24 protein-coding genes and 1 pseudogene are annotated in these 24,838 nt (G+C 69.7%); 7 read left to right on the forward strand and 18 right to left on the reverse strand.

The features are described 5' to 3' along the window. Positions 1-140: pseudogene (locus AB0I53_RS22485) on the forward strand (IS5/IS1182 family transposase); the annotation flags it as partial. A 237-nt stretch (positions 141-377) separates the two neighbouring features. Continuing rightward, positions 378-1,196, forward strand: a complete 819-nt coding sequence (locus tag AB0I53_RS22490; protein ID WP_358606074.1) for a serine protease — start codon at positions 378-380, stop codon at positions 1,194-1,196. 3 nt (positions 1,197-1,199) lie between these two features. Here the strand turns inward: AB0I53_RS22490 and AB0I53_RS22495 are convergent, their stop codons facing one another. From AB0I53_RS22495 to AB0I53_RS22510, 4 genes are all read right to left on the reverse strand, one after another. Continuing rightward, on the reverse strand, positions 1,200-1,904 hold the full coding sequence (locus AB0I53_RS22495; protein WP_358606077.1) for a hypothetical protein: 705 nt from the start codon (positions 1,902-1,904) through the stop codon (positions 1,200-1,202). Between the two features lie 167 nt (positions 1,905-2,071). Then, a complete protein-coding gene (locus AB0I53_RS22500; RefSeq protein WP_358606080.1) occupies positions 2,072-4,060 on the reverse strand; it encodes a PhoX family phosphatase in 1,989 nt (662 codons plus the stop codon). A 340-nt stretch (positions 4,061-4,400) separates the two neighbouring features. Next, positions 4,401-5,624 carry an MFS transporter gene (locus AB0I53_RS22505; protein WP_358606083.1) on the reverse strand — a complete coding sequence of 408 codons (1,224 nt, stop codon included), beginning with the start codon at positions 5,622-5,624 and terminating at the stop codon, positions 4,401-4,403. Between the two features lie 125 nt (positions 5,625-5,749). Further along, positions 5,750-7,546 (reverse strand): hypothetical protein, encoded by a 1,797-nt coding sequence (locus AB0I53_RS22510; protein ID WP_358606086.1) that lies wholly within the window; start codon positions 7,544-7,546, stop codon positions 5,750-5,752. A 472-nt stretch (positions 7,547-8,018) separates the two neighbouring features. Here AB0I53_RS22510 and AB0I53_RS22515 point away from each other — a divergent pair, with 472 nt between their 5' ends. Beyond that, on the forward strand, positions 8,019-8,426 hold the full coding sequence (locus tag AB0I53_RS22515) for a hypothetical protein (RefSeq protein WP_358606089.1): 408 nt from the start codon (positions 8,019-8,021) through the stop codon (positions 8,424-8,426). Positions 8,427-8,444: 18 nt separating this feature from the next. On the opposite strand, the gene AB0I53_RS22520 is transcribed toward AB0I53_RS22515, so the two are convergent. The 9 genes from AB0I53_RS22520 to AB0I53_RS22560 all read right to left on the reverse strand — a co-directional run bounded on the left by AB0I53_RS22520 (position 8,445) and on the right by AB0I53_RS22560 (position 17,063). After that, positions 8,445-10,745: a LuxR C-terminal-related transcriptional regulator gene (locus AB0I53_RS22520; RefSeq protein ID WP_358606091.1), complete on the reverse strand. Its 2,301-nt coding sequence runs from the start codon at positions 10,743-10,745 to the stop codon at positions 8,445-8,447. 71 nt (positions 10,746-10,816) lie between these two features. Continuing rightward, entirely contained in the window at positions 10,817-11,680 is an 864-nt protein-coding gene (locus AB0I53_RS22525; RefSeq protein WP_358606094.1) for a DUF3592 domain-containing protein, read from the reverse strand. 35 nt (positions 11,681-11,715) lie between these two features. After that, positions 11,716-13,071 carry an MBL fold metallo-hydrolase gene (locus AB0I53_RS22530; RefSeq protein WP_358606097.1) on the reverse strand — a complete coding sequence of 452 codons (1,356 nt, stop codon included), beginning with the start codon at positions 13,069-13,071 and terminating at the stop codon, positions 11,716-11,718. Between the two features lie 6 nt (positions 13,072-13,077). Beyond that, positions 13,078-13,425: a cupin domain-containing protein gene (locus AB0I53_RS22535; RefSeq protein ID WP_358606100.1), complete on the reverse strand. Its 348-nt coding sequence runs from the start codon at positions 13,423-13,425 to the stop codon at positions 13,078-13,080. A gap of 70 nt (positions 13,426-13,495) precedes the next feature. Next, on the reverse strand, positions 13,496-13,870 hold the full coding sequence (gene crcB, locus AB0I53_RS22540) for a fluoride efflux transporter CrcB (protein WP_358606103.1): 375 nt from the start codon (positions 13,868-13,870) through the stop codon (positions 13,496-13,498). Beyond that, complete coding sequence (locus tag AB0I53_RS22545) at positions 13,867-14,208, reverse strand: DUF190 domain-containing protein (RefSeq protein ID WP_358606323.1); 342 nt, start codon at positions 14,206-14,208, stop codon at positions 13,867-13,869. The genes crcB and AB0I53_RS22545 overlap by 4 nt, the downstream gene beginning before the upstream one ends. Beyond that, entirely contained in the window at positions 14,208-14,651 is a 444-nt protein-coding gene (locus AB0I53_RS22550; RefSeq protein WP_358606106.1) for a CrcB family protein, read from the reverse strand. The genes AB0I53_RS22545 and AB0I53_RS22550 overlap by 1 nt, the downstream gene beginning before the upstream one ends. Before the next feature lie 109 nt (positions 14,652-14,760). Next, entirely contained in the window at positions 14,761-15,516 is a 756-nt protein-coding gene (locus tag AB0I53_RS22555) for a MerR family transcriptional regulator (RefSeq protein ID WP_358606109.1), read from the reverse strand. Between the two features lie 158 nt (positions 15,517-15,674). Then, a complete protein-coding gene (locus AB0I53_RS22560) occupies positions 15,675-17,063 on the reverse strand; it encodes an MFS transporter (RefSeq protein ID WP_358606112.1) in 1,389 nt (462 codons plus the stop codon). A 159-nt stretch (positions 17,064-17,222) separates the two neighbouring features. Here AB0I53_RS22560 and AB0I53_RS22565 point away from each other — a divergent pair, with 159 nt between their 5' ends. Beyond that, positions 17,223-18,155, forward strand: a complete 933-nt coding sequence (locus tag AB0I53_RS22565; RefSeq protein WP_358606115.1) for a nucleoside hydrolase — start codon at positions 17,223-17,225, stop codon at positions 18,153-18,155. Between the two features lie 4 nt (positions 18,156-18,159). Here AB0I53_RS22565 and AB0I53_RS22570 read toward each other — a convergent pair whose 3' ends face one another. Both AB0I53_RS22570 and AB0I53_RS22575 read right to left on the reverse strand, forming a co-directional pair. Then, entirely contained in the window at positions 18,160-18,960 is an 801-nt protein-coding gene (locus AB0I53_RS22570; RefSeq protein WP_358606118.1) for an ABC transporter permease, read from the reverse strand. After that, a complete protein-coding gene (locus tag AB0I53_RS22575) occupies positions 18,957-19,913 on the reverse strand; it encodes an ATP-binding cassette domain-containing protein (RefSeq protein ID WP_358606121.1) in 957 nt (318 codons plus the stop codon). Before AB0I53_RS22575 ends, AB0I53_RS22570 begins: the two co-directional genes overlap by 4 nt. 258 nt (positions 19,914-20,171) lie before the next feature. On the opposite strand from AB0I53_RS22575, the gene AB0I53_RS22580 reads away from it, so the two are divergent. Next, a complete protein-coding gene (locus AB0I53_RS22580; protein ID WP_358606124.1) occupies positions 20,172-22,016 on the forward strand; it encodes an acyl-CoA dehydrogenase in 1,845 nt (614 codons plus the stop codon). 79 nt (positions 22,017-22,095) lie between these two features. Here the strand turns inward: AB0I53_RS22580 and AB0I53_RS22585 are convergent, their stop codons facing one another. Beyond that, a complete protein-coding gene (locus AB0I53_RS22585) occupies positions 22,096-22,293 on the reverse strand; it encodes a DUF397 domain-containing protein (protein WP_358606127.1) in 198 nt (65 codons plus the stop codon). Further along, positions 22,293-23,147 (reverse strand): helix-turn-helix transcriptional regulator, encoded by an 855-nt coding sequence (locus AB0I53_RS22590; protein ID WP_358606130.1) that lies wholly within the window; start codon positions 23,145-23,147, stop codon positions 22,293-22,295. The genes AB0I53_RS22585 and AB0I53_RS22590 overlap by 1 nt, the downstream gene beginning before the upstream one ends. 135 nt (positions 23,148-23,282) lie before the next feature. Between AB0I53_RS22590 and AB0I53_RS22595 the strand changes: the two genes are divergently transcribed. Both AB0I53_RS22595 and AB0I53_RS22600 read left to right on the forward strand, forming a co-directional pair. Further along, complete coding sequence (locus tag AB0I53_RS22595) at positions 23,283-23,492, forward strand: zinc finger protein (RefSeq protein WP_358606133.1); 210 nt, start codon at positions 23,283-23,285, stop codon at positions 23,490-23,492. Positions 23,493-23,565: 73 nt separating this feature from the next. Next, positions 23,566-23,868, forward strand: a complete 303-nt coding sequence (locus AB0I53_RS22600; protein WP_358606136.1) for a hypothetical protein — start codon at positions 23,566-23,568, stop codon at positions 23,866-23,868. Positions 23,869-24,054: 186 nt separating this feature from the next. On the opposite strand, the gene AB0I53_RS22605 is transcribed toward AB0I53_RS22600, so the two are convergent. Next, the gene (locus AB0I53_RS22605; RefSeq protein WP_358606139.1) at positions 24,055-24,798 is read right to left on the reverse strand and encodes a metallophosphoesterase; all 744 of its coding nucleotides are present in this window, start codon (positions 24,796-24,798) and stop codon (positions 24,055-24,057) included. Positions 24,799-24,838: the final 40 nt, after the last annotated feature.

The following is a 24,838-nucleotide window of genomic DNA, read 5'->3' on the forward strand; positions in this document are numbered from 1 at the left end:
GCTGGGTCATCGAACGATGCATCGCCTGGCTGTTCGGCTACCGACGATTGACCATCCGCTACGAGCGCTACGCCAACCACTTCTGCGCCTTCCTCACCCTCGCCGCCGCCCTCACCTGCTACAAGAAACTCGCGAAATGAGACACGCTCTTAGCCGCGCCGGTGCGCAGTTGGCACCGGTTCATCGGCGCAGTCAAGGGCGGCGTCTTCGACCGCTGAGGCTCTGCTCCAGAGCTGCTGGGGTGTGCTGGCGGGGCGGTTGGGTTTCTTGAGGTCGGGCTCGGCTGATCGGCATCGCCGCAGGTCGCGGGGTGTGGTATCAGGTAGCGGTCCCTTTCGGCGCCGGGTTCGGCGCGGTTCGGGGAGGAGGCCGTGATCGTGAGGACTCGTTCCGTTCCCTTGGTCTCGGTGGTCGTCGTTGCCGTCCTGGCGGCCGGCGGGTTCGCTTCGGCGGAGCCGCGCTGGGCCGCCTCGTCCACCGCGGCCGTGCATCCCGGCGTGCAGACCGTGACCAAATCCGCGCAGTGCACCTCCAACTTCGTGTTCCAGGGCGGGTCGAAGGTGTACCTCGGGCAGGCCGCGCACTGCGCCAGGACCGGCGGCGTCGAGCAGACCAACGGCTGCACTTCGCCGTCGCTGCCCATCGGCACCCAGGTCCAGATCACCGGCGCGAGCAAGCCGGGCGTGCTGGTCTACAGCTCGTGGTTGACGATGCAGGCGCTCAAGGAGAAGGACGCCGACGCCTGCGCCTACAACGATTTCGCGCTGGTCCAGGTCGACCCGGCCGATGTCGGGAAGGTCAACCCGAGCTTGCCGGTGTGGGGCGGCCCCAGCGGCCTGAACACCGGCGGACTGCAGCAGGGCGACGTCGTGGTGACCTACGGCAGTTCGAAGCTGCGGTCCGGTGTCAGCGACCTGAACGCGAAGGCGGGCACCTCGCTCGGCGATTCCGGCGGCGGCTGGAACCACACCATCTTCACGGTCACGCCGGGCATCCCCGGCGATTCCGGCAGCGGAGTCCTGGATTCGTCGGGGCGTGCGGTGGGCGTGCTGTCCACTTTGAACATTTCCACGCAGAACTTCGGGAGCAACGGCGCCGGCGACCTCGCGCACGAGCTGGACTACCTGCACACGCACTCGTCGCTGCGGAACATCTCGTTGGTCACCGGAACCCAGGAATTCCGCACCGTCCAGTGATTTCTAGATGGCCCGCCACCAGGGCTGGGCTTCGGTGGTCGGGAACATGCCGTCGCCGAGGACCACCCGGAACGGGTTCGGGCCGATCACAGCCCAGGCGTGCTTCGCCCGCTCCGCAGGGAAATCTGGGCTCGTGACCAGCTCGAAGAGGTCGTCGAAGGCTTCCGAGAACAGTTCGCTGAGGGGCTCGCCGAGCCGGTCGTACGCGCCGTTGCGCAGGTGTTCGGCCAGCGCGTCGAGGTCGACCTCGTCGAGCATCCGGGCCGTGGACGGGTCGTCGGCGCGGAGGCGCTCGGCCGCTTCCAGGCAGAGTTCGCGCAGCTCCTCGGGAACCTCGACGACCGACGGCATCGTGCTGAACGCCGCCATCAGGTCGCCTGGGTCCTGGCGTGGGAGACCCTTCGCCTTGCCATGGCAGTACGGCACGAACTCCGGGAACTCCATGGCGTGCGCCGCCTGCGACACGCGCACCCAGAACTCGGTCGGCAGCTCGTCGTCCCGGCCGGCCTGATCTGCCCAGTGCCCGACGAAGTGCAGCGCGTTCATCCAGAGGTGGTTGTACCCGTCGTCGATGCACTCCGCGACCTCGACGGCTTGTCCGCTGTCGTCGAGCAACGACTCCGGTACGAGATCCGTCGCCGCGGTCAGGTGCTCCACGAGGTTCCCGTCCGGGAACACCAAGCCGGCGGTCAGCCAATTCGGATACATCCGTCGCCTCTCTCCCGCTGCCGGCCGCCCGTGCGCGCCGGCACGCCGAGATTGAGACGCGCCGCCACAAGCCGCAGTTCCGCCTGTTCTACCGGACGCGGCACCCGGCTTCTCCGTCGACCGCACCACGTCGTCGGTAATCGACGTGGTGCGGTCGGTCCGGATGATCAGCGCCAGACGGCCACCACCGAAGGGCGGGGTTGGGTGTCTCCGCCGTCTGGCCAGTGGGAGACTGGGTTGTCGGCGTTGGCTCCGTCGACCTCTCCCGGGTGTTGCGCCGAGACCATGATCAGGTCGTCTTCGATGATCGGGCCGCAGGCTTCGGCGCCGCGCGGGACGCTGAGGAACTGCATCACGTGGCCTCGTTCCGGGCCTTCCAGCGGCACCGCGTAGAGGCCGTCGTTGGCGCCCAGCGCCTCTGACGAGTCGGTGGTGATCCAGAGGTTTCCGTGGCTGTCGAACGCCACGTTGTCCGGGCAGGCGATCGGGCTGACCTGGGACTTGTCGAAGCCTGCGAAGTAGGTGGCCGGGTCGTTCGGGTCGCCGCAGACCAGCAGCAGGCGCCAGACGAAGCGGGTGCTCGCCGGATCGTCGTCGAGCTCCAGGACCTGGCCGTGCTTGTTGCCGTTGCGCGGGTTCGGCTCGTCGGCCGCTGCCTTGCCGGCCGCTCCGCGGTCCGAGTTGTTCGTCAGCGCCGCGTAGACGCGGCCGGACTTCGGGTGCGGCTGCACGTCTTCCGGGCGATCCATCTTCGTCGCGCCCACCTTGTCGGCCGCGAGCCGCGTGAAGACGTAGACCTCGTCGGCGGTCATGTCGGGCACGAAGCTGGTGTCGTTGTGCGCCAGCGGAATCCACTCACCGGCGCCGTCGAACTCGCCGTCTGCGGGGAGCTTGCCGGAGCCGTCGATCTCGTCCGGGCTGTCGCCGGTGAACTTCGCGACGTAGAGCGTGCCCGAGTCCAGCAGCGACATGTTGTGCCGCCGGGCGTGCTTGCTGCGGCCCGGCTTCATCCGCTGGTCGGAGACGAAGCGGTAGATGTACTCGAACTTCTCGTCGTCGCCCATGTAGGCCACGACCCGGCCGTCGTCGGCGACCCGGATGTTGGCGCCCTCGTGCTTGAAGCGGCCGAGGGCGGTGTGCTTGACCGGTGTCGATTCCGGGTCGTGCGGGTCGAGTTCGATGATCCAGCCGAACCGGTTCGGCTCGTTGACCTGCTGCGCAAGATCCCAGCGGGGGTCGAAGCGCTCCCACTTCCGCTCGCTGGCGCCGCCCTTGATCCCGTAGCGCGCCAACCGCTGCTGGGTGGCCGGGTCGGTGATCGAGTCGGCGTTGGCGAAGTAGAAGTGGATGTTCTCCTCGCCCGAGAGGATCGTGCCCCACGGAGTCACGCCGCCGGAGCAGTTGTTCATCGTGCCGAAGGACCGCGTGCCGGTCGGATCCGCCGGCGTTCTCAGCAGTTCGCCGCCCGCCGCCGGGCCGCGCAGCTCGAACGGGGTGTTCAGGGTGATCCGCCGGTTCAGCGGGTCGAGCACCGGTTTCGGCGCGCCGTCGCCGGTTTCGAGCACCACGACCGACAGCCCGTGCGCCGCCCACGCGACCCGGACCTGCTGCTCGGTGGGGTTTTCCGGGTCGTAGCCGCGGAACAGGAACTCCTCGGTGGTGTACTCGTGGTTGTTCACCATCAGCCGCCGGTCGCCGTCCAGCGGCAGCAGCGCGCAGAAGTCGTTGTTGTAGCCGAACTGCCGCTCCTGGGCTTCCGGCGTCTGATTGTCGAAGTCGAACTCCGGGGCGCCGGGCAGGATCGGGTCGCCCCACCGGAGCACGACCTGCTGCTGGTAGCCCTCCGGCACGACGACGGCGTCTTCGCTGTTCGGCTGCACCGGCGTGAAGTCCAGCCCCGGAGGGCGACCGGGTGCAGCGCCGGCGGGCCGTCCGGCGAGGCCGGGCAGCACCGCCGCGGAGGCCGCGACCACGGCGCCGGCGCGCAGCAAACCCCGACGGGACAACACGTTCTGCAGCAGGTCGCCGAAGTACGGGTTCGCCGTTGAGTTCGGCGGGTGCTCGGCGCACTGGTCACCGCAGCGGTACCGGCAGGTCACCCGTGCCCGCCCGGCCGACAACAGCGGTAGGAGTCGACGTTCGCCCGGCTGTGCCACCGCAACCTCCCAAGCTTGATCGAGAAATGGCTAGGAGCGTATGACACCACCAAAAGAAGGCAAACACTCTTCGAAAACTCGGCGAATTCTCGAAGAGTGCTTGCGGGCCTGTTTCCAGGCTCGTTTTGCTGCGGTGCGGGTGGCGGAACCTCAGGCGCCTTCTCGCTGTGGGATCCCCGACATCATGAATGACCAATTCACCACGTCGGGGCTGTCCTCGTGAGAAGACCCCTGAGAACCCGCGGCGGTGCAAGCTGCGAGGGTGGGCTAAGCAGCTGCGCCGCTTCAAAGACAACAACCCGCGAAACCGCGCCCCACGCACCACATCTAGATCAGCCGGTCAGAACTCTTCGCCGACCAGTGCGGCCTCGGCGGGAACCGAGTGCGTGTTGGCCTGGGTGCGCAGCTCCGCGAACAGGAGGCCCGCGGCGATCACGCACAGCACCGCACCGGCCGCGAACGGGGCGTGCTGCGAGCCGAACCACTGGGCCACGTGCCCCACCAGCGTGGCCGCGGTCGCTCCGCCGAGCCAGCGCAGGAAGTTGTAGCCCGCGCTGGCGACCGGGCGCGGCGCGTCGCTGATGCTCATCGCGGTGCCGGTGAACAGGGTGTTGAGCAGGCCGGAGGCCAAGCCGCTGAGGATCACCGCGACGACCACAACGGGCTTGGAGCCGAACGCCATGACGCCGAGCAGCACCGCGAAAGTCAGCACCGCGAAGATGGTGCCGCCGACCTCGCCGAGCCGGGCCGCGAGCCGCGGGGCCAGGAACACGCCGGCGAGGGCGACGCACAGGCCCCAGCCGAAGAACACCAGGCCGACCGCGATCGCGCCGAACTCCAGGACGAACGGCGACCAGGCCAGCACGATGAAGAACGCGGCGGTGTAGAAGGCGGAGCCGAGCGAGGTGCGCAGCAGGCCGCCGTGGCGGAGCGCCCGGATCGGGTCGAGCAGGCGGATCTTGGGCCGGTCGGCGCGGTCGCCGTCCCTGGGCAGGAAGCCCGCCGAGAGGACCAGCGCGATCGCCATCAGCACTGCGGTGCCGGCGAACGGCCCGCGCCAGGAGATGTTGCCGAGCAGGGCGCCCAGCAGCGGGCCGGTGGACAGGCCGATGCCCAGCGCCGCCTCGTAGAGCAGGATGGCGCCCTGCTGGCCGCCGCTGGCGGCGCCGACGATCACCGACAGCGCGGTGGCGATGAAGAAGGCGTTGCCGAGGCCCCACACCGCGCGCAGCGCGACGAGCTCGCCGATCGTGCTGGCCATCGCGCAAGCGAGCGTCGCCAGCACGATCAGCACCAGCCCGGTGACCACGGTCCGCTTCGCGCCGAAGCGCGCGCTGAACGCGCCGGTGACCAGCATCGCCACGACCTGCACGCCCAGGTAGGACGAGAACAGCAGGGTGACCTGCTCGGGGCCGGCGTGCAGTGCCTCCGCGATCGAGAGCAGGATCGGGTCGACCAGGCCGATGCCCATGAAGGCGATCACGGCCGCGAACGCGGTGATCCACACCGCCTTCGGTTGTCCCTTGAAAACGTCGAGTAACCGAACGTCGTGCCCGGCGCTCATCGGTTGCCACCCCTCGCTGAACGGAAGTATTTCGTTCGCAATGCTAACAAATTTTAATTAGCAGAACAAACGAGGAGGAGCAAGCTCACTGAGGGTGGGAATTCGACCGGCCGGAACGGCGACGCTCAGGAACCCAGCGCCGCCTGCGCTGCCGCGGCGATCACCTCCTCCTCGTGGTGCTCGGCGAGGATCGCGAGGATCTCGACTGCGCTGTTGTGCTCGGCCGTAGCGATCTCGCCGATCAGCTCGATCTGCGCGGTCCCCGGCTGGCTGCTGAACTCCGCGAGGAACAGGTCGACGTCCTCGTCCAGTGCCGCCGCCATGCCGTCCAATGAGAACAGCAGCTCATCGCCGGGGCGGGCCACGTTCTCGGTGCTCGCCGGCAGGGCCTGCAGCCACATCCGCGCCGCCGGGCCGGCCACCGGATCCTCGGCCAGCTCGCGCACCACCGACACGCCCTCGTCACCGGCGTGCTCCAGCAGGCCCAGCGCCGCCAGGCGGATCGTCGGGTCGTCCACGCGCCGGAGCAGCGCCGCCAGCTCCGCGCTGGCCTGCTTCGCGCCCCGCTGCTCGATCCATCGCGGGATCAGCACCTGCTGCACGTCGGCCGGGGTGTCCGCGGCCACCAGCGCCAGCAGCTCTGCCGGGTACGACACCAGATCATCCACAGTGGGCACCTGGAAGCCGAAGGCGCGCAACGATTCCCGCGCTGCCCACTGGCCCGCTGGTAGCAGCTCGATCATGGTGCGATCGGCGACGCCTGCGGGCACGGCGGATTCCAGCGCCTCGATCTCCTCCGGCGCGGTGGTGACGTGGCAGCGGACCGCCAGCATCGCCTCCCACTGGGCGAGCATCCGGCGCACGATGCCGCGCACCGCCTCCCGGTCGCCCGGCTCGCCCGCGTCCAGGAGATCGCAGGCCATCGACACCACCAGCTCCAGCGGCACCGCCTCGGTCCGCGAGTACAGCACGCTCAGCGCGGCCTGGACGATCTCCGGCAGCGCGTCCTCGTCCTCGGCGATCCCGTCGAGCTCGGCGTGGAAGACGTCGTCGATCAGCACGAAGCACTGCCAGAGCCGGGTCCACAGCAGTTCCGGTTCCGCCAGCAGCGGTTCCGCGATCACCGCGGGCACCAGCAAGTCTCCGGCCGACCGGACCAGCCCCGCCCGCTCGGCCCATTCCAGCAGCAGGTCGGCTTCCTCGGCGCCGGACGACCCGCCGAGCGCCGCGACCAGATCATCCACATCGGACGGATCGCGGCCGGTGCCGACCCACTCCAGGACCGCGCGCATGCGCCGGATGACCGGCGAATTCGCCGCGATGGCACGGTGCGGCTCGACGTGGACGAGATCGATCGGTGGCAACCAGAGCGCGGGCCGGTCCGGCGCTTCCTGCGCGTCCCGGCGCTCGATCTCCTCCAGGACCTCGCCGTCGAAGTCGATCTCGTCGGCGTCCACCGCGTCGAAGAACTCCGTCACCACCTGCGGATCTTCCGGATCGAAGCCGAGTTCGCGCATCGTCGCGTCCCAGAACTTCGCCGATCCCCACTCGGTCGGCTCCGCCATCGCCGCCAGGTACTCCGGCTCCGCTTGCTCGACCACCTCGTGCAGCTCGGCGAGCGAGTCCGGCGAGGTCAGCAGGCCCTCTTCGGCGAGGAAATCCAGCCACTGGTGCAGGAAATCCGGCACCAGCGACCACTTCGGCACGAGCAACCGGCGGGGCACCACTTCGACCAGGAACCGCACCAGGTCTTCTTCGGTCCAGCGGGCCAGCAGGCCGTCACTGATGAACTTGTCGTCCAGCAGGCACTCGGCCAACCAGCCGGTCGCCGGCTCCGGGCGGCTGCGGGCGAACGCCTCGACCAGCTCGCCGCGCGCCGCCTCGAACCGGTCGACCTCGCCGTGGATGAAGGCTGTTCGCATCACGTGCTCCTTTCGCTCAGGTGTGCGGATCAGGTTAGGTAGCACGCCGGGCGGCCGCGGGGAGCCAAGCGAGTTGGGTGCGCGTGTCGTGATCCCCCGAACGGGCGGGATCTAGGTATGCCCCTCGGTACATGTCCCGCTTCGGCGCCAGGGTCTTTTGGCCCATGCTTCCGATACGTCCGTAACGGACGCACCGCCTGGGAAACCGGTGGTCGAACGGCGACGAACCGCCGGAGCGACCGTGGCCCACCCGTTCGTTCCGGTCTGGGTCGACCCCCGATTTCCGCGGCGTTTCCGCAACAGGGAGGAGGTTGCAATTGACCGGACAGCAGCTACTTGCCCCAGCTGCCTGTTGTTCGGCCCTCCCATCGGCGAGGTGGGTGCCACCCGTCCGACAAGGCGGCAACGGAGCCGCCGCACCCGCCTCGCCGATTCACACCCCCGATTCCCGAAGGCCCACGAAAAAGTCGAGATGAACAGTTCCTCCGAATACCGCTCCTACGGTTGGTGGGTCGAGCACGACCCGAACTCCGACCGCACCACGCTCATCATCGGCGGCCGCATCGGCGCGCTGCGGATGCCCGCCGAGACCGCCGCCCGCGTGCACCAGGTGCTCGCCATCCACCTCCAGGCCGGACCCGTGCTGGTCGACGGCGCCGACTGGGTGCTGTTCACCCAGCCCGACGGCCGCGGTGACCTGCCCGAAGACCTCGCCGAAGTCGCCGGCGTGCCGGCCGGCAGCCGCCTGGCCCTGCCGCCACTGGACGACCCGAGCTGGATCAGCCCGCCACGCGCGGACCGCCCGGCGCCGTGCCGGCAGGTCGTCTTCTCCGCCGCCCGCCGCGCCCGCACCGGTGCGCTGCTCGCCATGACGGCCTGAGCCCCACGCAAGAGGGCTTCACGGCTGTTCGGCCACCCAGACCGCGATCTGCGCGCGTGAGGTGGCGTCGAGCTTGGCGAGGATGTGCTCGATGTGGCTGTCCGAGGTCCGCTTCGAGATCACCAGCTGCTCGGCGATCTGCCGGTTCGACAGGCCCTGCGCGACCAGCTGCGCCACCTCGCGCTCCCGCGGCGTCAGCCGCACCGGCGCGTCCTCCGACGGCGCCGGCGGGCGCTCTCCGCGCGCGAACCTGATCAGTTCGTCCATCGTGTACTCCGCGCCGCGGCTGCGCGCCGCGCGGAGTTCCGCCGTCGGCAGGGCGTTGCGGATGCGCGCGTCGGCGTCCGCGTGCCAGCCGAGGTAGTGCTCCAGGCCGAACAGGTAGCGGCCTAGCGGCCGCCACAGGTGCGCCACCGCCGAGCTCAGCCGGGCCGCCCGCGCCACCCGGCCCTGGGCGGCGGACACCCACGCCTCCACCTCGATCGCCATCAGGATCCCGGGGCCGTCGTTGAACAGCTGCTTGATCCGCAGGCATTCGTGCAGGTGCGCCAGCGCGTCCGGGAAGTCGCCCTGCCGCCAGCGGGCCATGCCGAGTATCAGTTCGGCCCACGAACGGCCCCACAGCTCGCCGTGCTCCTCGCAGATCTCCTGGCACTGCTCGCACAGTTCGACGGCCCGCTCGCAGTCGCCGCGGAAGATCGCCAGCAGCGCCAGGTTCGGCAGGCTGAGCAGCGCGACCCCGTCGTGCTGCAGCATTTCCCGCCGCTCCAGCGCTTCGGCGAGCCGGGACGTCGCAGCCTCGTTCGCGTTGCGCAGCAGGTCAACGAGCCCGGTGATGTGCGCGGTCAGCGCCAGCACCGTGCCGGACTCCGCCCGCCGTGCCGCGTCCCGGGCTTCGGTGAGCAGCGCGCGGGCGGCCTCGGTGTCTCCTTGCATGGCGCTGACCAGGCCGTTCGCCGCCAGCGCCCGGGCCCGCTGCTGATCCGGCTCGGGCACCGTTCGGAGCATTTCGTCCAGCCAGTACCGGCCTTCCCGCAGCGATCCGCCGGCCGCCCAGAAGAACCGCAGGGCCGCCGCCATCCGCAGGCCGTCGTGCCCCTCGCCGGGCTCGACGCGGCAGAAGTCCAGGGCGGTGCGCAGGTTCGACCGGTCCTGCCGCAGCCGGGTCAGCCACTCCACCTGGTGCGGGCCGAGCCACTCCGCGTCGACGTGCTCGGCGAGCAGCAGGAAGTGATCGCGGTGCCGCCGCCGCAGCGCGAGTTCCTTCGTGCCGCCGCCGAGCCGCTCCCGCCCGTACTCCTGGATCGTCTTCAGCAGCCGGTATCGGGTTCGGGTGTCGTGCTGGTCCTCCTTGACCAGCACGGACTTCTCCACCAGACCCGCGACACCGATGAACACGTCCTCGACCGTCACGCCGTCGCCGACGCAGACCGCCTCCGCCGCGTCCAGCTCGAAGCCGCCGACGAACACCGACAGCCGCGCCCACACGGCCTGCTCGGTCGGCGAGCACAGGTCGAAGCTCCACTCGACCGCCGCGCGCAGCGTGCGGTGGTGCGGCAGGCCGCTGCGATCGCCCAAGGTCAGCAGGCGGTACCGGTCCCTGAGCCGATCGAGGATCTCCTCCACCGACAGCGACCGCATCCACACCGCGGCCAGCTCGATGGCCAGCGGCAGGCCGTCCAGCTGCCGGCACAGCCGGACCACCAGCGCCTCGTTGGCCGGGCCGATGGCGAATCCCGGCAGCACCGCGGAGGCCCGGTCGGCGAACAGCTCCAGCGCCTCGTAGCCGGTGGCCCTCTGCAGCACGCGGCCGTCTCGGTCCACGCGGGGCATGACCATCGGCGACACCGGCCACACCCGCTCCGCGACGAGCGCCAGCGGCGAGCGGGAGGTGGCGAGGAAACGCAGCTCGGGGGCGGTGGCGAGCAGGTCGGCGACCAGCGGCCCGCACGCGTCCAGCAGGTGCTCGCAGCCGTCGAGCAGGATCAGCATCCGCTTGTCGGCGAGCAGTTCGGCGAGCGCGGCCTCCGGCGGCAGGTCCGAGCGGTCGCGGAGCCCGAGACTGGTGACCAGCACCCGGGCGAGGTCGTCGCCGGGTAGGACCCTGCCCAGTTCCACCAGCCAGATGCCGTCCGGGAAGGCGCGGCGCATATCGCGCGCGACGCGGGTGGCCAGCCGCGACTTGCCGACCCCGGCCACACCGGTCAGGGTCACCAGCCGCGAGGTCGAGACCAGGCGCTTCACCTGTGTGATCGCCCCGCGGCGGCCGACGAAGCTCGTCAGGTCGTCGGGAAGTCTGCCCACCCGCCGGGTTGTCATGGCGGCCACCCGTGCTCGCCGAACGCCTTTTCGCAACCGAGTGTAGGCCCGGATTCGCCCGATCGGCGGCGTCAGAAGTGCAGCACCGCCCCGGTGATGATGGCGCCGACGGTGCTGAACAACGCGCCGAACAGCAGGAACGCGAAGCTGGACAGCTCGGGCCAGTCGCCGGCCAGCAAGATCCGGTGCGGGTCGCGCGGGTGCTGGCGGACGGTGATCTCGGTGCCCACCGGGATGCGGCGGATCAGCCGCCCGCGCCCGCTGGGCGCCTCCAGCGCCTCGCCGGCCGGGGCGATCCAGCGGACCACCGCGTGGTGCCGCGTCATGCCCTGCGGGCCGGTGCTGGTGGTTTCGCCGATCACGACGCCGCGGGAGCGCGGGCCGGTCTTGATGCGCAGCGTGGCGAGGATTCCGGCGACGCCGATCGCCAGCACGCTGCCGCCGACGCACAGGAACGCCGCTCCGAACAGGACGCCGTTGCCCATCAGGTCGTCGGCGGTCAGGCCTCGCCAGAAGGCCCAGAGCGCTGCCAGGCCGACGGTCAGCACGACCGCGCCGATCAGCGCGAAGATCACCGCCGGTCCGCCGTCGTGGCCGGGGAGGAAGACCTTCGACGGGTCGGCGCGGTCGTAGTGCACCACGACGCGCCGGCCGGGGATGAACGACGTGTGGGTCTTCGAGATCTCGGACTTCGCCCGGCGGGTCCGGCCGTCCTCGGCGACGAACTCGATCACCGGCGCGTGGTGGTAGCTGCCGCCCGGGCCATCGTTCGACGACGACCACCTGCTGTCCTGGGCGACCACGATCCCCTGCGCCCGGCCGCCGTGACGGACCAGCCGCCGGTTCCGCCGGATCTGCCGCACGCCGCCCACCAGGAAGAACGCGCCGAGCACCACCGGCACCAGCACGGGCAGCGCGCCGAAGTCGAAGTCCACGACCGATCAGACTCGCGCCGCGCCCCAACGGTTCCTCAGCGGTCGGACACCAGCGGCAGGCCGGCCCGGTGCGCGGCGGCGAACTCCTCGTCGATGAACACCACCTCGCGGCCCGCGCGCGCCAGCAGCGACGCCGCCGCGGCGGCACGGTACCCGGCGCTGCAATGCACCCACACGACCCCGTCCGGGAGCTCGTGCGTCCGGTACCGCAGCTCGAAAAGCGGGATGTGCACGGCGCTCTTGAGGTGGCAGGCCCGCCATTCGCGGCGCATCCGCACGTCCAGCACGACGGTTCCCGGGCCCGCTTCGGCGAGATCGTCGAACGTCGCGGACGGCAGGTTGCGCACCAGGCTCGCGTCCATGGCGAGCTCGTGCGGATGCCCGACCGCCGCCATCGGCCGGTCGATGCCGATGCGCACCAGCTCGCGTTGCGCGGCGGCGACCTGGTCCGGCGACTCGCCGATCAGCGTCAGCGGCGTGCCCCAGTCGACCAGCCAGCCGAGCCAGGTGGCCAGCGGTCCGTCCAGGCCGAGGCTGATCGTGCCCGCCAGGTGCGCGTGCGAGAACGCCCGGCGGGAGCGCAGATCCACCACCCAGTCATCGAGGCGCAACCGCCGGGCCAGCTCCGCCGGACGCACCCGGGCCGGTTCCCGCAGGTCGACCGGCTCCGGCCCGGCAGCATTCCGCGCGCCCATCTGCGCGTAGTAGGCCGGGAACGCGTCCAGCGCGGACAGGGCGTGCTCGACGAATTCGTCCTCGCCGAGCCGGAATGCGGCGTTGACCTTCTTCTGCTGGCCGACGGTCGCGGAGCCGCCGGACGCGGCGCCGGCCGAGCAGTAGCTGCCGAAGCCGTGCGTCGGCCAGATCGCCGCGTCGTCCGGCAGCACCTCGGCGAGCTTGCGCACCGATGCGTGCTGCTGCCGGGCGAGCTCCTCGCTGTGCTGCTGGCCGAGCAGGTCGGTGCGCCCGGTCGAGCCGAACAGCAGCGATCCGCCGGTGAACACCCCGACCGCTCCGCCGGGCTCTTCGAGCACGTAGGACAGGTGGTGGAAGGTGTGGCCGGGAGTCGCCAGCACGCGCAGCCGCAGCCGCGGCGACACCGCCACCACGTCACCTTCGGCCAGCGGGCGCCGCGCGAACGACACCACGTCCGACGCCGCCACCCCGTACTCCGCGCCGGTCAGCCGGCAGAGCTCCAGGCCGCCGGAGAGGTAGTCGTTGTGGATGTGCGTCTCCAGCACGTGGGTGATGCGGACGCCGTGGTGACCGGCGATGGCGAGCATCCGGTCGACGTCCCGCTGCGGATCCACCACGACCGCCATCACGCCGTCGGTGACGAGGTAGCTCCGGTCGCCGAGCGACGAGGTCTCGACGACTTCCACCGCGACCATGACCGGTCAGCTGGATGTTTCGTCGCGACCGTGGACCTGCGCCGGCGGATGCGTGGCCTCGACGGCTGTGAAGGTCTCCAGGATCTTGTAGCGGTGCTCGGCGCCCCTCGGGATGATCCACGAGTCGCCCGGTTCGAGCACCACCGTCTGGCCTTCGCTGTGCAGCTCCGCGCGGCCGCTGATCACGTATCCGGCGGTCTCGTAGTCGCGGGCCGCCGACTTCTTGTCGACGCCAGGCGGCTCCTCGCGCCACAGCCGCATCGCCAGCCCCACGCCTTCGGCGAGGTAGTACTGCCCGAGGGAACCGCGCGGCGAGTGCGCGCCGTCCACCTTGATGATCGTGGTGTCGCTCATCGGATCCCCCTCCTGATGCCCGTTTCGCCTCGATTCTCCCGCCGCCGGGGCGGTCGGGCAGCGCGGCGGGTCAGCCCCAGATCGCGGCGGCCAGCACCACGCCGAGCACGCCCGAACCGATCCCGGCGAGCACCGTGACGACCACGTTGAGCACCATGAACAGCCGCGCGCCGTCGAGCAGCAGCCGGACGGTTTCGTAGCTGAACGTGCTGAAAGTGGTGAGCGCGCCGCAGAATCCGACGCCGATGAGGGTTTGGAGCACCGGGATCGGCATGCCGAACAGCGCGACGCCGGCGAGGAACCCGAGGATCAGCGAGCCGATCGCGTTGACCGTCACCGTGCCCCACGGGAAGCCGGTGTCGTGCCGCGCCTGCACCCAGCGATCGGTGTGGAACCGCAGGCACGCACCCAGTGCTCCGCCGATCGCGACCAGCACGAACGTCACCGCGGCTCCCTGCCGGCGTAGCGGATCACCTCGACCTCGTCGAGCAGCACCAGGCCGTTGGTGACCAGCTCGTCGAGCTCCGGCAGGAAGCCCCGCACCCGCTGCTCGTCGTCGACGATCACCACCGCGACCGGCAGGTCCTCGCTCAGCGACAGCAGCCGCGCGGTGTGGATCGCCGCGGTCGCGCCGAAGCCCTCGACGCCGCGGAACACCGATGCGCCCGCCAGCCCGGCGTGCCTGGCCCGCCGAACGATCTCGTGGTACAGCGGTTTGTGCTGGTAGGTGTCGGTCTCGCCGACGATCGCGGTGAGCCGGAACGCCTCGCCCTGCAGCCGCATCATCGATCACCCCGCCCGAACAGGCGCGCCGCCGAGCGCGCCGCGAACACCCCGACGAGCACCGCGACCAGGCAGCACAGCACGGTTCCGACCAGGTAGGCCAGGGCGAGCGCGGGCTGGTGGTCGAGAACCAGGTGCAGCGCGTCGGTGACGTAGGTGGAGAACGTGGTGAACCCGCCGAGCACGCCGACGCCGAGGAACGGCCGGACCAGCCGGTGCGCGACGACGAGTTCGGTGATCACGTGCATCAGCACCCCGATGGCCACGCAGCCGATCACGTTGACCAGCAACGTCGACCACGGCCCGGGCCACGCCAGCGAGGCGCCGTAGCGCAGCAGCGAGCCGAGCGCGCCGCCCACCGCGACCACCGCGAACACGTCCCACGCGGCCCTGGCGCGGGGCCTGCTCTGCGGCTGCAGCTCCGCCGGGAATGCCGAACTCATGACGCCTCCTATCAGACCCGGCACGTTACTCCGCCGGGCGCGGCGGCCCCGCTGGTCAGGTGCCGTGAGCGTTTTGGGGCGCTATGGCACCCCAAAACGCTCACGGGCGTTATGCGCCGGCTCGGGTGGCGTTGGCGTTGATCGCCGTCCGGACGTACTCGGCGAGGCCGGGCGCGAGCTTCTCGTAGTTCGCCGCGAACCGTTCGTCCGCCACGTACATCTCGCCGAGACCGCGGTGGATCTCGTAGGTGCAGTCGTAGCACCAGCGCGTGATGTGCCTGCGGTGCTCCTCGGCGAGGTCCATCGCCTGCTCGCCGTCCGGGGCGAAACCGGCTTGCATCGCCTCGGCCAGGCGGCGGCCGATGTCCTCCTGCGACGCCATGAAGTGCTTCCAGTCCTCCTTGGTGAAGGTGGACATCTTCTGCTGGGACTGCCGGTAGGCGTCGGTGCCGCCCCAGCGCTGTTCGGCCTCCTCGGCGTAGTCGTCCGGGTCGAAGTCGCCGAACAGCTCGAACTTCTCCTCCTGCGTCAGGTCGATCCCCATCGTGTTCGCCTCCATCTCGCGTTCCACCGCCGCGACCATCCGCTGCAACCGCTCGATGCGGGTCAGCAGCAGCTCGTGCTGCCGCTTCAGGTGCGCGTGGGCGCCACCGTCGGCGAGGATGCTCGCGATGTCGTCGAGGCCGAGGTCGAGCTCCCGGTAGAACAGGATGCGGCGCAGCCGGTCCAGGTCCGAGTCGGAGTAGCTGCGGTAGCCCGCCGCCGTCCGGCCGCTCGGGATCAGCAGGCCGATCTCGTCGTAGTGGTGCAGCGTCCGCACGGTCACCCCGGCGATCCGGGCCGCTTCGCCGACCGAGTAGCTCATGGTCCTCGCCTCCTCGCCTCCTCGGCACCGAGCATGCGGCCTCACGTGACGTGAGGGTCAACCCGAATTCCGCGAGGAGCATGTCGGCGATTTCGCGCGAAACCGGCGTTCGCCGCGCCTGGAGGTGCCGATTTCGCGCGAAATCGGCACCTCCAGCCCTAGATGTTCTCGCCTTCGGTCGTCTGCGGGGGCTTGATCAGGAACGATGCGACCAGCGCCAGCGCCGTCATGGCCACCGAGATCCACAGCGCCGTGTGGTAGTCGCCGCTGTCGACGGTCGGCGCGACGATGCCGATGCCCAGCGAGGCGCCGATGCCGAACGCCGCGCCGTTCATGCCGGGCAGCGCGCCGGGGCTCTCCTTCGGCGAGAGCACCACGCCGAGCCCGCTGAGCGTCGTCATGACCAGGCCGTTGTAGCCGACGCCGAGCCCGATGAACGCGGCGAAGACCAGCCACCGCGAGTCGGCGAAGGCCGCGGCGAAGATCAGCGAGGCGATGCTCAGCGCGAGCCCCACCCGCAGCACCAGCCGCCAGCCGACGCGCGGCGCGAGCCAGCCGGCCACCGGCCCGGACGCCAGCCCGATCACCGCGGGCGGCGCCAGGAACATCAGGGCCGACAGCGTCGCGTTCATGCCGTACCCGAGCTGCTCGTCCTGGCTGAGCAGCACGACGGTGAAGTTGATCGCGCAGAACACGCCGGTGAGAGCGAGCAGCGTGGTCGCCACCAGCGGCCACACCTGGCGGGACCGCAGGTGCCGGGCGGCCATCAGCGGCTCGCCGACGCGGTTCTCGACCCGCCAGAACACGGCCAGCAGCACGGCGCCGCCGATCAGCAGGCCGAGCGCGAGCGGGCTGAGCCAGCCCTGGTCGTTGCCCTGGCTGATGCCGAGGTTGAGGGCCGCGAGCGCGCCGGTCAGCGCGACCGCACCGGCCCAGTCCATCCGGCCGCCGGTGCCGGCGTGGGTCTCGGGCACGAACTTGCCCGCCAGCAGCGCGGCGATCACGCCCAGGCCGAGGATCACCGCGAACACCGCGCGGAAGCCGACGGTGTCGGCCAGCGCTCCGCCGGCCAGCCCGTCGAGGCCGCCGACGCCGCCGTTGATCGCGGTGACCAGGCCGAGGGCCTGGCCGAACTGCTTCGGCGACAGGACGTCGCGCAGGATGAGGTAGGTGAGCTGGAACGTCGCGCCGGACGCGCCCTGCAGCACCCGGGCCGCGATCAGCACGCCGATGTTCGGCGCGAGCATCGCGATCAGCGAGCCGGCGGACATCACCAGCAGTGAGATCACCAGGACCTTGCGCCGCCCGACGTGGTCGCTCAGCCGCGACAGCACGACGCCCGCGAGGCCGCCGATCAGCAGGAACATGGTCTGCGACAGGCCGACCAGGTCGGTGGTGGTGTGCAGGGTGCGGGCGATGTCCGGCATGGCCGGGGTGACCATGGTGGCGTTGAGCTGGAAGCTCACCACACCGATGATCAGCGCTGTGAGCACCAGCCCGGTGCGTTGCCGCGTTGCCGCGGGCCGATCCACGACGGACCCGACCATGATCACTCCCGTAGTGATGGAATCGATTTCCGTAGAAGGTAGGCAACCGGGCGCGAGAACGTCAACGATTCTCCTAACTTTTTGTTGAAACAGCTGATAGAACTAGATTCAACTGTGCGGAGAACGATTGCCGTGAATCGACCTGAGCGAGGTGGCGAATTGGCCAAGATCATCTTTGATGGCGACTACGGGATCGACGACGCGCTCGCGACGCTGTTCCTCCTGGGCCGGGAAGACGTCGAGCTCGTCGCGGTCGGCACGGTGCACGGCAACGCGCCGGCCGACGCTGCCGCCGCCAACGCGCTGCAGGTGCTCGACGTCGCCGGTCGGCGCGACATCCCGGTCGCCGTCGGCGCGCAGCGCCCGCTGGCGCAGCCGCTGGACATCTCCGCGCTCGTGCACGGCGAAGACGGCCTCGGCGGGCACGCTCGCCCCGTGCCCGAGCTGCGGCCGGAGCCGGTGTCGGCCGCCGAGCAGCTCGTCCGGATCGCGCGGGAGCTGCCCGGCGAGTGCACCGTGGTGGCCACCGGGCCGCTGACGAACCTGGCGCTGGCGCTGCTGCTCGAACCGCGGCTGCCGGAACTCGTGCGCAACGTGGTCGTCATGGGCGGGACGACGCGGGAGCCCGGCAACATCAGTCCGTTCGCCGAGGCCAACATCTGGCACGACCCGGAGGCCGCCGCGCTGGTGCTCGACGCGGGCTGGCCGCTGACGCTGGTCGGCCTGGACGTCACGATGCGCACCTGGCTCGACGAGTCCGATGTGGACCGCATCGCCGCGGCTCCCGGCCGCAAGGCCGAGTTCGCGCACGCGATCCTCCAGCACTACCTGAAGTTCTACCGCGGCAGGCACGCCCGGCCGGGCTGCCCGCTGCACGACCCGAGCGCCGCCGTGCTCGCGGTGCGGCCCGACCTCGCGCGCTGCGAGCAGGCCCCGGTCCGGGTGGAGCTCCGCGGCGAGCAGACCCGCGGCATGCTCGTCGTCGACCGCCGCGAGTTCGCCGAATCCGACGGCCCGCTGATCGACGTGGCGGCCGAGATCGACCGCGACAGCCTCGTCGCGGAGTTCCTCACGGGCCTGCTGGATTCGTGAGCGGTCAGCGGCTGGCGACGCGGCGGTAGCGGGCGACCGCGAGCGGCATGAAGATCGCCAGGATGACCAGCGCGGACCCGATCGAGTAGAGCACCGCGTGCTGCGCCGGCCAGCTGTCCGGCGGCGGGCCGGTGACCCGCAGCGGATTGCCGTAGAGCTGGCGCAGGGCGTCCGCGGTGACGGTGATCGGGTTCCACTCCGCGAAGACGCGCAGCGGTGCGGGCATCGCCTCCGCCGGCACGAACGCCGACGAGACGAAGGTGACCGGGAACAGCCAGAGCAGCCCGGCGCTCTGCGCCACCTCGACGCTGCGCGAGATCAGCCCGATGAACGCGCCGACCCAGGACATCGCGAACGAGAACAGCAGCAGGATGAAGAACGCGAGCAGCGCTTCGAGCAGGCTGCCACGGATCCGCCAGCCGACCAGCAGCCCGCACACCGACATGATCACCACGGTCAGCACGCTGATCACGAGATCCGACGAGGTGCGGCCGAGCAGCACGGCGATCCGCGACATCGGCAGCGACCGGAACCGGTCCACGATGCCCTTGTTCAGGTCGTTGGCCAGCCCGATGACGGTGAACGCGCTGTTGAACGCGACGGTCTGCACGAAGATCCCGCCGATCAGGAACTCCCGATACGCCTCGCCGCCGAGGCTGCCGCCGAAGACGTAGGCGAACAGCAGCACGAACATGATCGGCTGCGCGGTGCTGGACAGCAGCCAGTCCGGGTTGCGCTTGATGTTCATCAGGTTCCGCCACGCGACGACGCTGCTGTCGCGGATGCTGGTGGCGAGCGCGCTCATGGCTGCCCCTCCTGCTCCTCGGTGCGTCGGCCGGTCAGGCCCAGGAACACGTCGTCCAGGGTGGGGCGGTGCAGCGCCACGTCGTGCACCGCGACGTCTTTGGCGTCCAATCGGCGCAGCGCCTCGATCAGCGACTTCGGCCCGCTGTCCACGGCGACGAACGCCTTCCGCAGGTGCTCCTCGATCTCCGGTTCTCCGGAGCCGACCTCGCCGAGCACCCGTGCGACGACCGGCAGGTCCGACGCGTCCTGCACGACCAGTTCGAGGCGCTCGCCGCCGACCTGCGTCTTGAGCTGGTCGGCGGTGCCGCTGGCGATCACCTGGCCGCGGTCGATCACCGCGATGCTGTCGGCCAGCTGGTCGGCCTCCTCCAGGTACTGCGTGGTCAGCAGCACGGTGGTGCCGTCGGCGACGAGTTCGCCGATGATCTGCCAGGTGTCCATCCGGCCGCGCGGGTCCAGGCCCGTGGTGGGCTCGTCGAGCACCACGACGGCCGGAGCGGCGACCAGCGCGCCGGCCAGGTCGAGCCGTCGCCGCATGCCGCCGGAGTAGCCCTTCGACGGCCGGTCGGCGGCCTCCTGCAGGCGGAACCGGTCCAGCAGCTGCCGGGCTCGCGCGGCCGCGTCGGCGCGGGTCATGCCGTACAGCCTGCCGACCATGTAGAGGTTCTCGTAGCCGGTGAGGTTCTCGTCGACCGCCGCGTACTGCCCGGACAGGCCGATCGAGCGGCGCACCGCCTGCGGATCGGCGAGCACGTCGTGACCGGCCACGAAGGCCCGCCCGGAGTCGGGCTTGAGCAGCGTGGTGAGGATCCGCACGATCGTGGTCTTGCCCGCGCCGTTGGGCCCGAGCAGGCCGAGCACCTGGCCGGTCGGGATCTCCAGGTCCACGCCGTCGAGCGCGCGGTTCGCGCCGAAGGTCTTCACCAGCGCTTCCGCGCGCACCGCGGTCATCGGGGCCTCCGCTGGGGTATTCGCCGGAATGTCAGCGCAACTCTAGGTGTCCGCTCCGACACACCGCTGGCGACTTTCGACATTCCGTCCCGGATGAACAGGATTTTTCCGGCGGAACGCTCCTGGTTGCGGCCCGATTCCTGGAAGGCGTCCGGAAGGCCGCTTGGCAGAAGTTACCGTCAGGTAATACCCTCTTGTTACCGACGAGTAAGGGCCGGGCCGGGCCCGCCCGCACCAGCGCGCAAGAGGGAGCCTTCGATGGGCCACTACAAGAGCAACGTCCGAGACCTGGAGTTCAACCTCTTCGAGGTCTTCAAGGTGCAGGAACGGCTGGGCAAGGGCGCCTTCGAGCAGTCCGACGAGGACACCGTGCGGGGCGTGCTCACCGAACTCAACGAGCTGGCCACCGGCCCGCTGGCCGACTCCTTCGTCGAAGGCGACCGCACCCCCGCCAAGTTCGACCCGGCCACCCACGAGGTGACCCTGCCGGAGGCCTTCAAGAAGTCCTACCAGCAGGTCATGGACGGCGAGTGGTGGCGGCTGAGCCTGCCGGACGAGCTCGGCGGCTACGGCACCCCGCCCAGCGTCATCTGGTCGGCCGCCGAACTCATGCTCGGCGCCAACCCGGCGATCTACATGTACATGGCGGGGCCGAACTTCGCGACGATCCTGTGGCGCAACGGCACCGAGGAGCAGCGCCACTGGGCCGAGCTGATGATCGAGCGCGGCTGGGGCGCCACGATGGTGCTCACCGAACCGGACGCGGGCTCCGACGTCGGCGCCGGCCGCACCAAGGCCATCAAGCAGGAGGACGGCTCCTGGCACCTGGACGGCGTGAAGCGGTTCATCACCTCCGCCGACCAGGACATGACCGAGAACATCATGCACCTGGTGCTGGCCCGCCCCGAGGGCCCCGGCATCGAGGCCAAGCCCGGCACCAAGGGCCTGAGCCTGTTCCTGGTGCCCAAGTTCCACTTCGACGGCACCACCGGCGAGTCCGGCGAGCGCAACGGCGCCTTCGTCACCAACGTCGAGCACAAGATGGGCCTGAACGCCTCGGCGACCTGCGAGCTGACCTTCGGCCAGCACGGCGTACCGGCCAAGGGCTGGCTGCTCGGCGAGGTGCACGACGGCATCGCGCAGATGTTCCAGGTCATCGAGTACGCCCGGATGATGGTCGGCACCAAGGCCATCGGCACCCTGTCCACCGGCTACCTCAACGCGCTGGACTACGCCAAGGAGCGCGTGCAGGGCGCCGACCTGACCAGGGCCGCCGACAAGGCCGCGCCGCGCGTGGCCATCACCAACCACCCGGACGTGCGCCGCATCCTGATGCTGCAGAAGGCCTACGCCGAAGGCCTGCGCTCGGTCTACCTCTACACCGCGACCTTCCAGGACCAGGTCTTCCAGGGGCAGCACGAGGGCACCGACTTCAGCCTCGCCGAGCAGGTCAACGACCTGCTGCTGCCCATCGTCAAGGGCGTCGGCTCGGAGCGGGCCTACGAGATGCTGACGCTGTCCCTGCAGACGCTCGGTGGCTCCGGCTTCCTGCAGGACTACCCGATCGAGCAGTACATCCGGGACTCCAAGATCGACAGCCTGTACGAGGGCACCACCGCGATCCAGGCCCAGGACTTCTTCTTCCGCAAGATCGTCCGCAACAACGGCGCCGCCATCGGCCACATCGCCGCCGAGATCCAGGCGACGCTGGAGGCCGAAGGCGCCGACGAGCGGCTCAAGGAGGAGCGCGCGCTCGTCGCCCGGGCGCTGCAGGACGCCCAGGGCATGCTCGGCACGCTGATCGAGTTCCTGACCTCCTCGCAGGAGGACGTCAAGAACATCTACAAGGTCGGCCAGCACGCGGTGTCGTTCCTGATGAGCATGGGCGACGTGCTGGTCGGCTGGCTGCTGCTGCGCCAGGCCGAGATCGCCCTCGCCGCGCTGGACGCGGGCGCCTCGGCCAAGGACCAGCCCTTCTACCAGGGCAAGGTGGCGGTGGCCCGGTTCTTCGCCAAGAACGTGCTGCCGGAGCTCACCGGCCGCCGCAAGATCATCGAGGCGGCGGACAACTCGCTGATGGAGCTCGACGAGTCCGTCTTCTGATCTGACGTTTCCGCAGGTAACGGGGCCGTGAGTCTTTTGGGCTGCTATAGCCGCCCAAAAGACTCACGGCCCCGTGCCGTCAGCGCTCGAACCGCCCGGCCTTGATAGCGGTGACGAATAACCGCCACTGCTGGCCGTTCGTCGTGAAGTACCCAGCATCCCGGTCCTTCGAGTCCCGAACCGCCGCACCGAAGGCGACGCGCCCGATCTCGACGCAGGTCTCCTGCTGGGTAGATCGGCTGGACTTCCGCCAGCCAGTTGGCTTCGATAACGACATCAGCCGAGCTCTCTTTCGATCTCTTCCACGGAGTTGATGATGAGCGCCCGTGATTCCTCCGGGCTCATCGCAACCTGCCGAAGGCTATCCGCTGCTTCGCAATAATCGTTGACATCCTTCACGTTCCTGAGGAACGCAGACGTCCGGAAGTGCTCCAAGTGCACGATCGGCCGTTGGTCGTCGAACTCGAACAGGATGAACGCACCTGCGTGCGCGGCATGCCACGAAGTGGCGCCAGAAGGAAGGAGCTGGATCGTCACGTTGTCGCGCTCCGACATCTTGACCAAATGCCGAAGCTGATCAGCCATCACTTCCGGCCCGCCGATCCGCTCGTGTAGCGCAGCTTCCGCGACGAGTGCCACGAGATGCAGGCCGTCCTCCTTGTCGAGGACATCGCGGCGACTCAGCCGGAACGCAACCCGGGTTTCGACCAAGTCCGGTGACAGCGTCGCCATGACGGCCCGCATGTACTCCCGCGTCTGCAACATCCCTGGAAACACAAGGATCTGAACATCGGTGATCCGGGTAGCCGTGCGTTCGAACTCGATCAAAGCGCTGAGCTCTTCACGAATTCCGGGTACTCCAGAGGTCAGCCAGTTGGGCTCGAGAACTGTGCGCGACATCTTGACGATGCGTTCCTTCTCCGCGCCGGTCACACCGAGAGCCGTCAGAAGACTGGCGGTGTCCTCAGGAGAGGGTGGCTTGACGCCTGACTCGTACCGCCAGATCGTCGTGTGCCCAACACCCAGGCGTCGTCCCAACTCCCGAACACCGAGGCCCGCGTCTTCTCGGAGTTGCCGCAGTTCAGCACCCAACACGCGAGCACGCGGATTGGTCTTGGCGGTTCGAGCCATGAACCAATCCTAACGATCACTTGACCAGGCAAGAACCCTCGTCCAGGTGATTGCCAGATAGGCCCAACATCGACAAAGTGGTTCCAGGAACCACTAGCTAGTTCTCGGAACCACTCAGGACGATGGGGGTCGTGGATGTATCCGTTTCATTGGGTGCCTGCTGCTGGGCAGCGGCATGCGAGCTTGGACCAAAAGCCTTGTGGTTGCTCGTATCCGACCGGCACTCAGGTGTTGACGCTGTGCCTTCAGAAGCTCTCCGCCGATGACAGCGAGCTGGCTTGGCTGTGGGACACCTGCCCGGCGTGCAATCGGGAGGCTCGGCGGCTTGCCGGTGTCGGGCCATGAGCGGGAAAACCGCCGCAGCTCTCGAAGAAGTCGCTCAACTGCCCGGAAATGCCCGACCGGAAGGAATCGCCCGATGCCGCCGCTCTGGACCGCCCTGTCCTGCCTGTTCTCGATGCTCCTCGGCATGACCCTGATGTACGCCTACCGCAGGCGTCTGCCCCAGCACGCGGGAGCGGGCGAAGGCGCGACGAACGTCTGGCAGCTGATCGACCACATAGAAGCCGAAGCGAAGCGGAGCACCACCCCGACCGGCAGGCACCACCTGCGAGAACCCCGGGAACCGACCGAAAATTCCACACTGGACACGGCGCCGATCCACGAGCCCCCGTCGTTCGAGCTCCACCACCGGGTTCTGGAAGCCCTGCAACGCCTCTGACCACCTGACCCGGCTCGATGCCACCTCCCCCGACCCCGAGGCATCGAGCCGACGCGGCCGGGCGGCACACCGCTCCCTCCCCCGGTGCCGCCCGGCCGCACCCCAACTCAGAATCCACAGTGGATGCTGCGATTCGGTATTACTAGCCACTCCGCATCGCGTTGCGGCGCTTCTGCTTCCCCGCGGTCAGGGCACGACGCGGAAGTGGGTGGTCAGGCGCGCATCGTCGCCCAGGACGTGGAAGGCGACGCCGGGCGGCACGTCGCGATCGTCCGGGCGGTCGCCCTCCCAGGCCATGCGCAGGTTCCAGTTGACCGCCGGCCCCACGAGCAGCGGCCGTCCGGCGAAGGTCGAGGCCGCCGCGGTGTGGGCATGCCCGGTGAGCACCGCGGCGACCTGCGGGTGCGCTTCGAGCACGGCCGCCAGTTCCTCGGGCTGTTCGAGCAGGATGCCGTCGATGAACGGGTGGTGGAGCCCGGCCGGCGGATGGTGGAACGCGATCAGCGCCCGGACGTCCTGCGGCAGTTCGGTGAGAGTGGTGGCGATCCAGGCGAGCGTCTGCGTGTCGAGTCGGCCTTCGTCGCGGCCTGGGATCGTCGAGTCGCACATCAGGATCGCGGTTCCGGCGACGTGGTGCACCTGGTTGACGGGCTCGCCGCTGGAGTCTCCGCCGAGCAGGACCTTCCGGTATTCCGGGCGCGCGTCGTGGTTGCCCGGGCACATGAGCACCGGGAAGGGCGCGGCCAGCATCCCCGCCGCCTCCTCGTATTCGGCCTCCTCGCCGTGATCGGCGATGTCACCGGTCACCAGCAGTGCATCGACCGGGCGGGGCAGTGCCCGCAGGTGGTCCATCACGCGGGTGGCGCGTCGGGTCGCCCACTCGCTGCCGTCCAGGTGCAGATCGCTGATCTGAGCAAGCAGAACGGTCATCTCTCCTCCAGGTGGAACTTCCCAATTCTAGGCAAGATCG

Source organism: Saccharopolyspora sp. NPDC050389 (genome assembly GCF_040655595.1).
Taxonomy (GTDB): Bacteria; Actinomycetota; Actinomycetes; order Mycobacteriales; family Pseudonocardiaceae; genus Saccharopolyspora.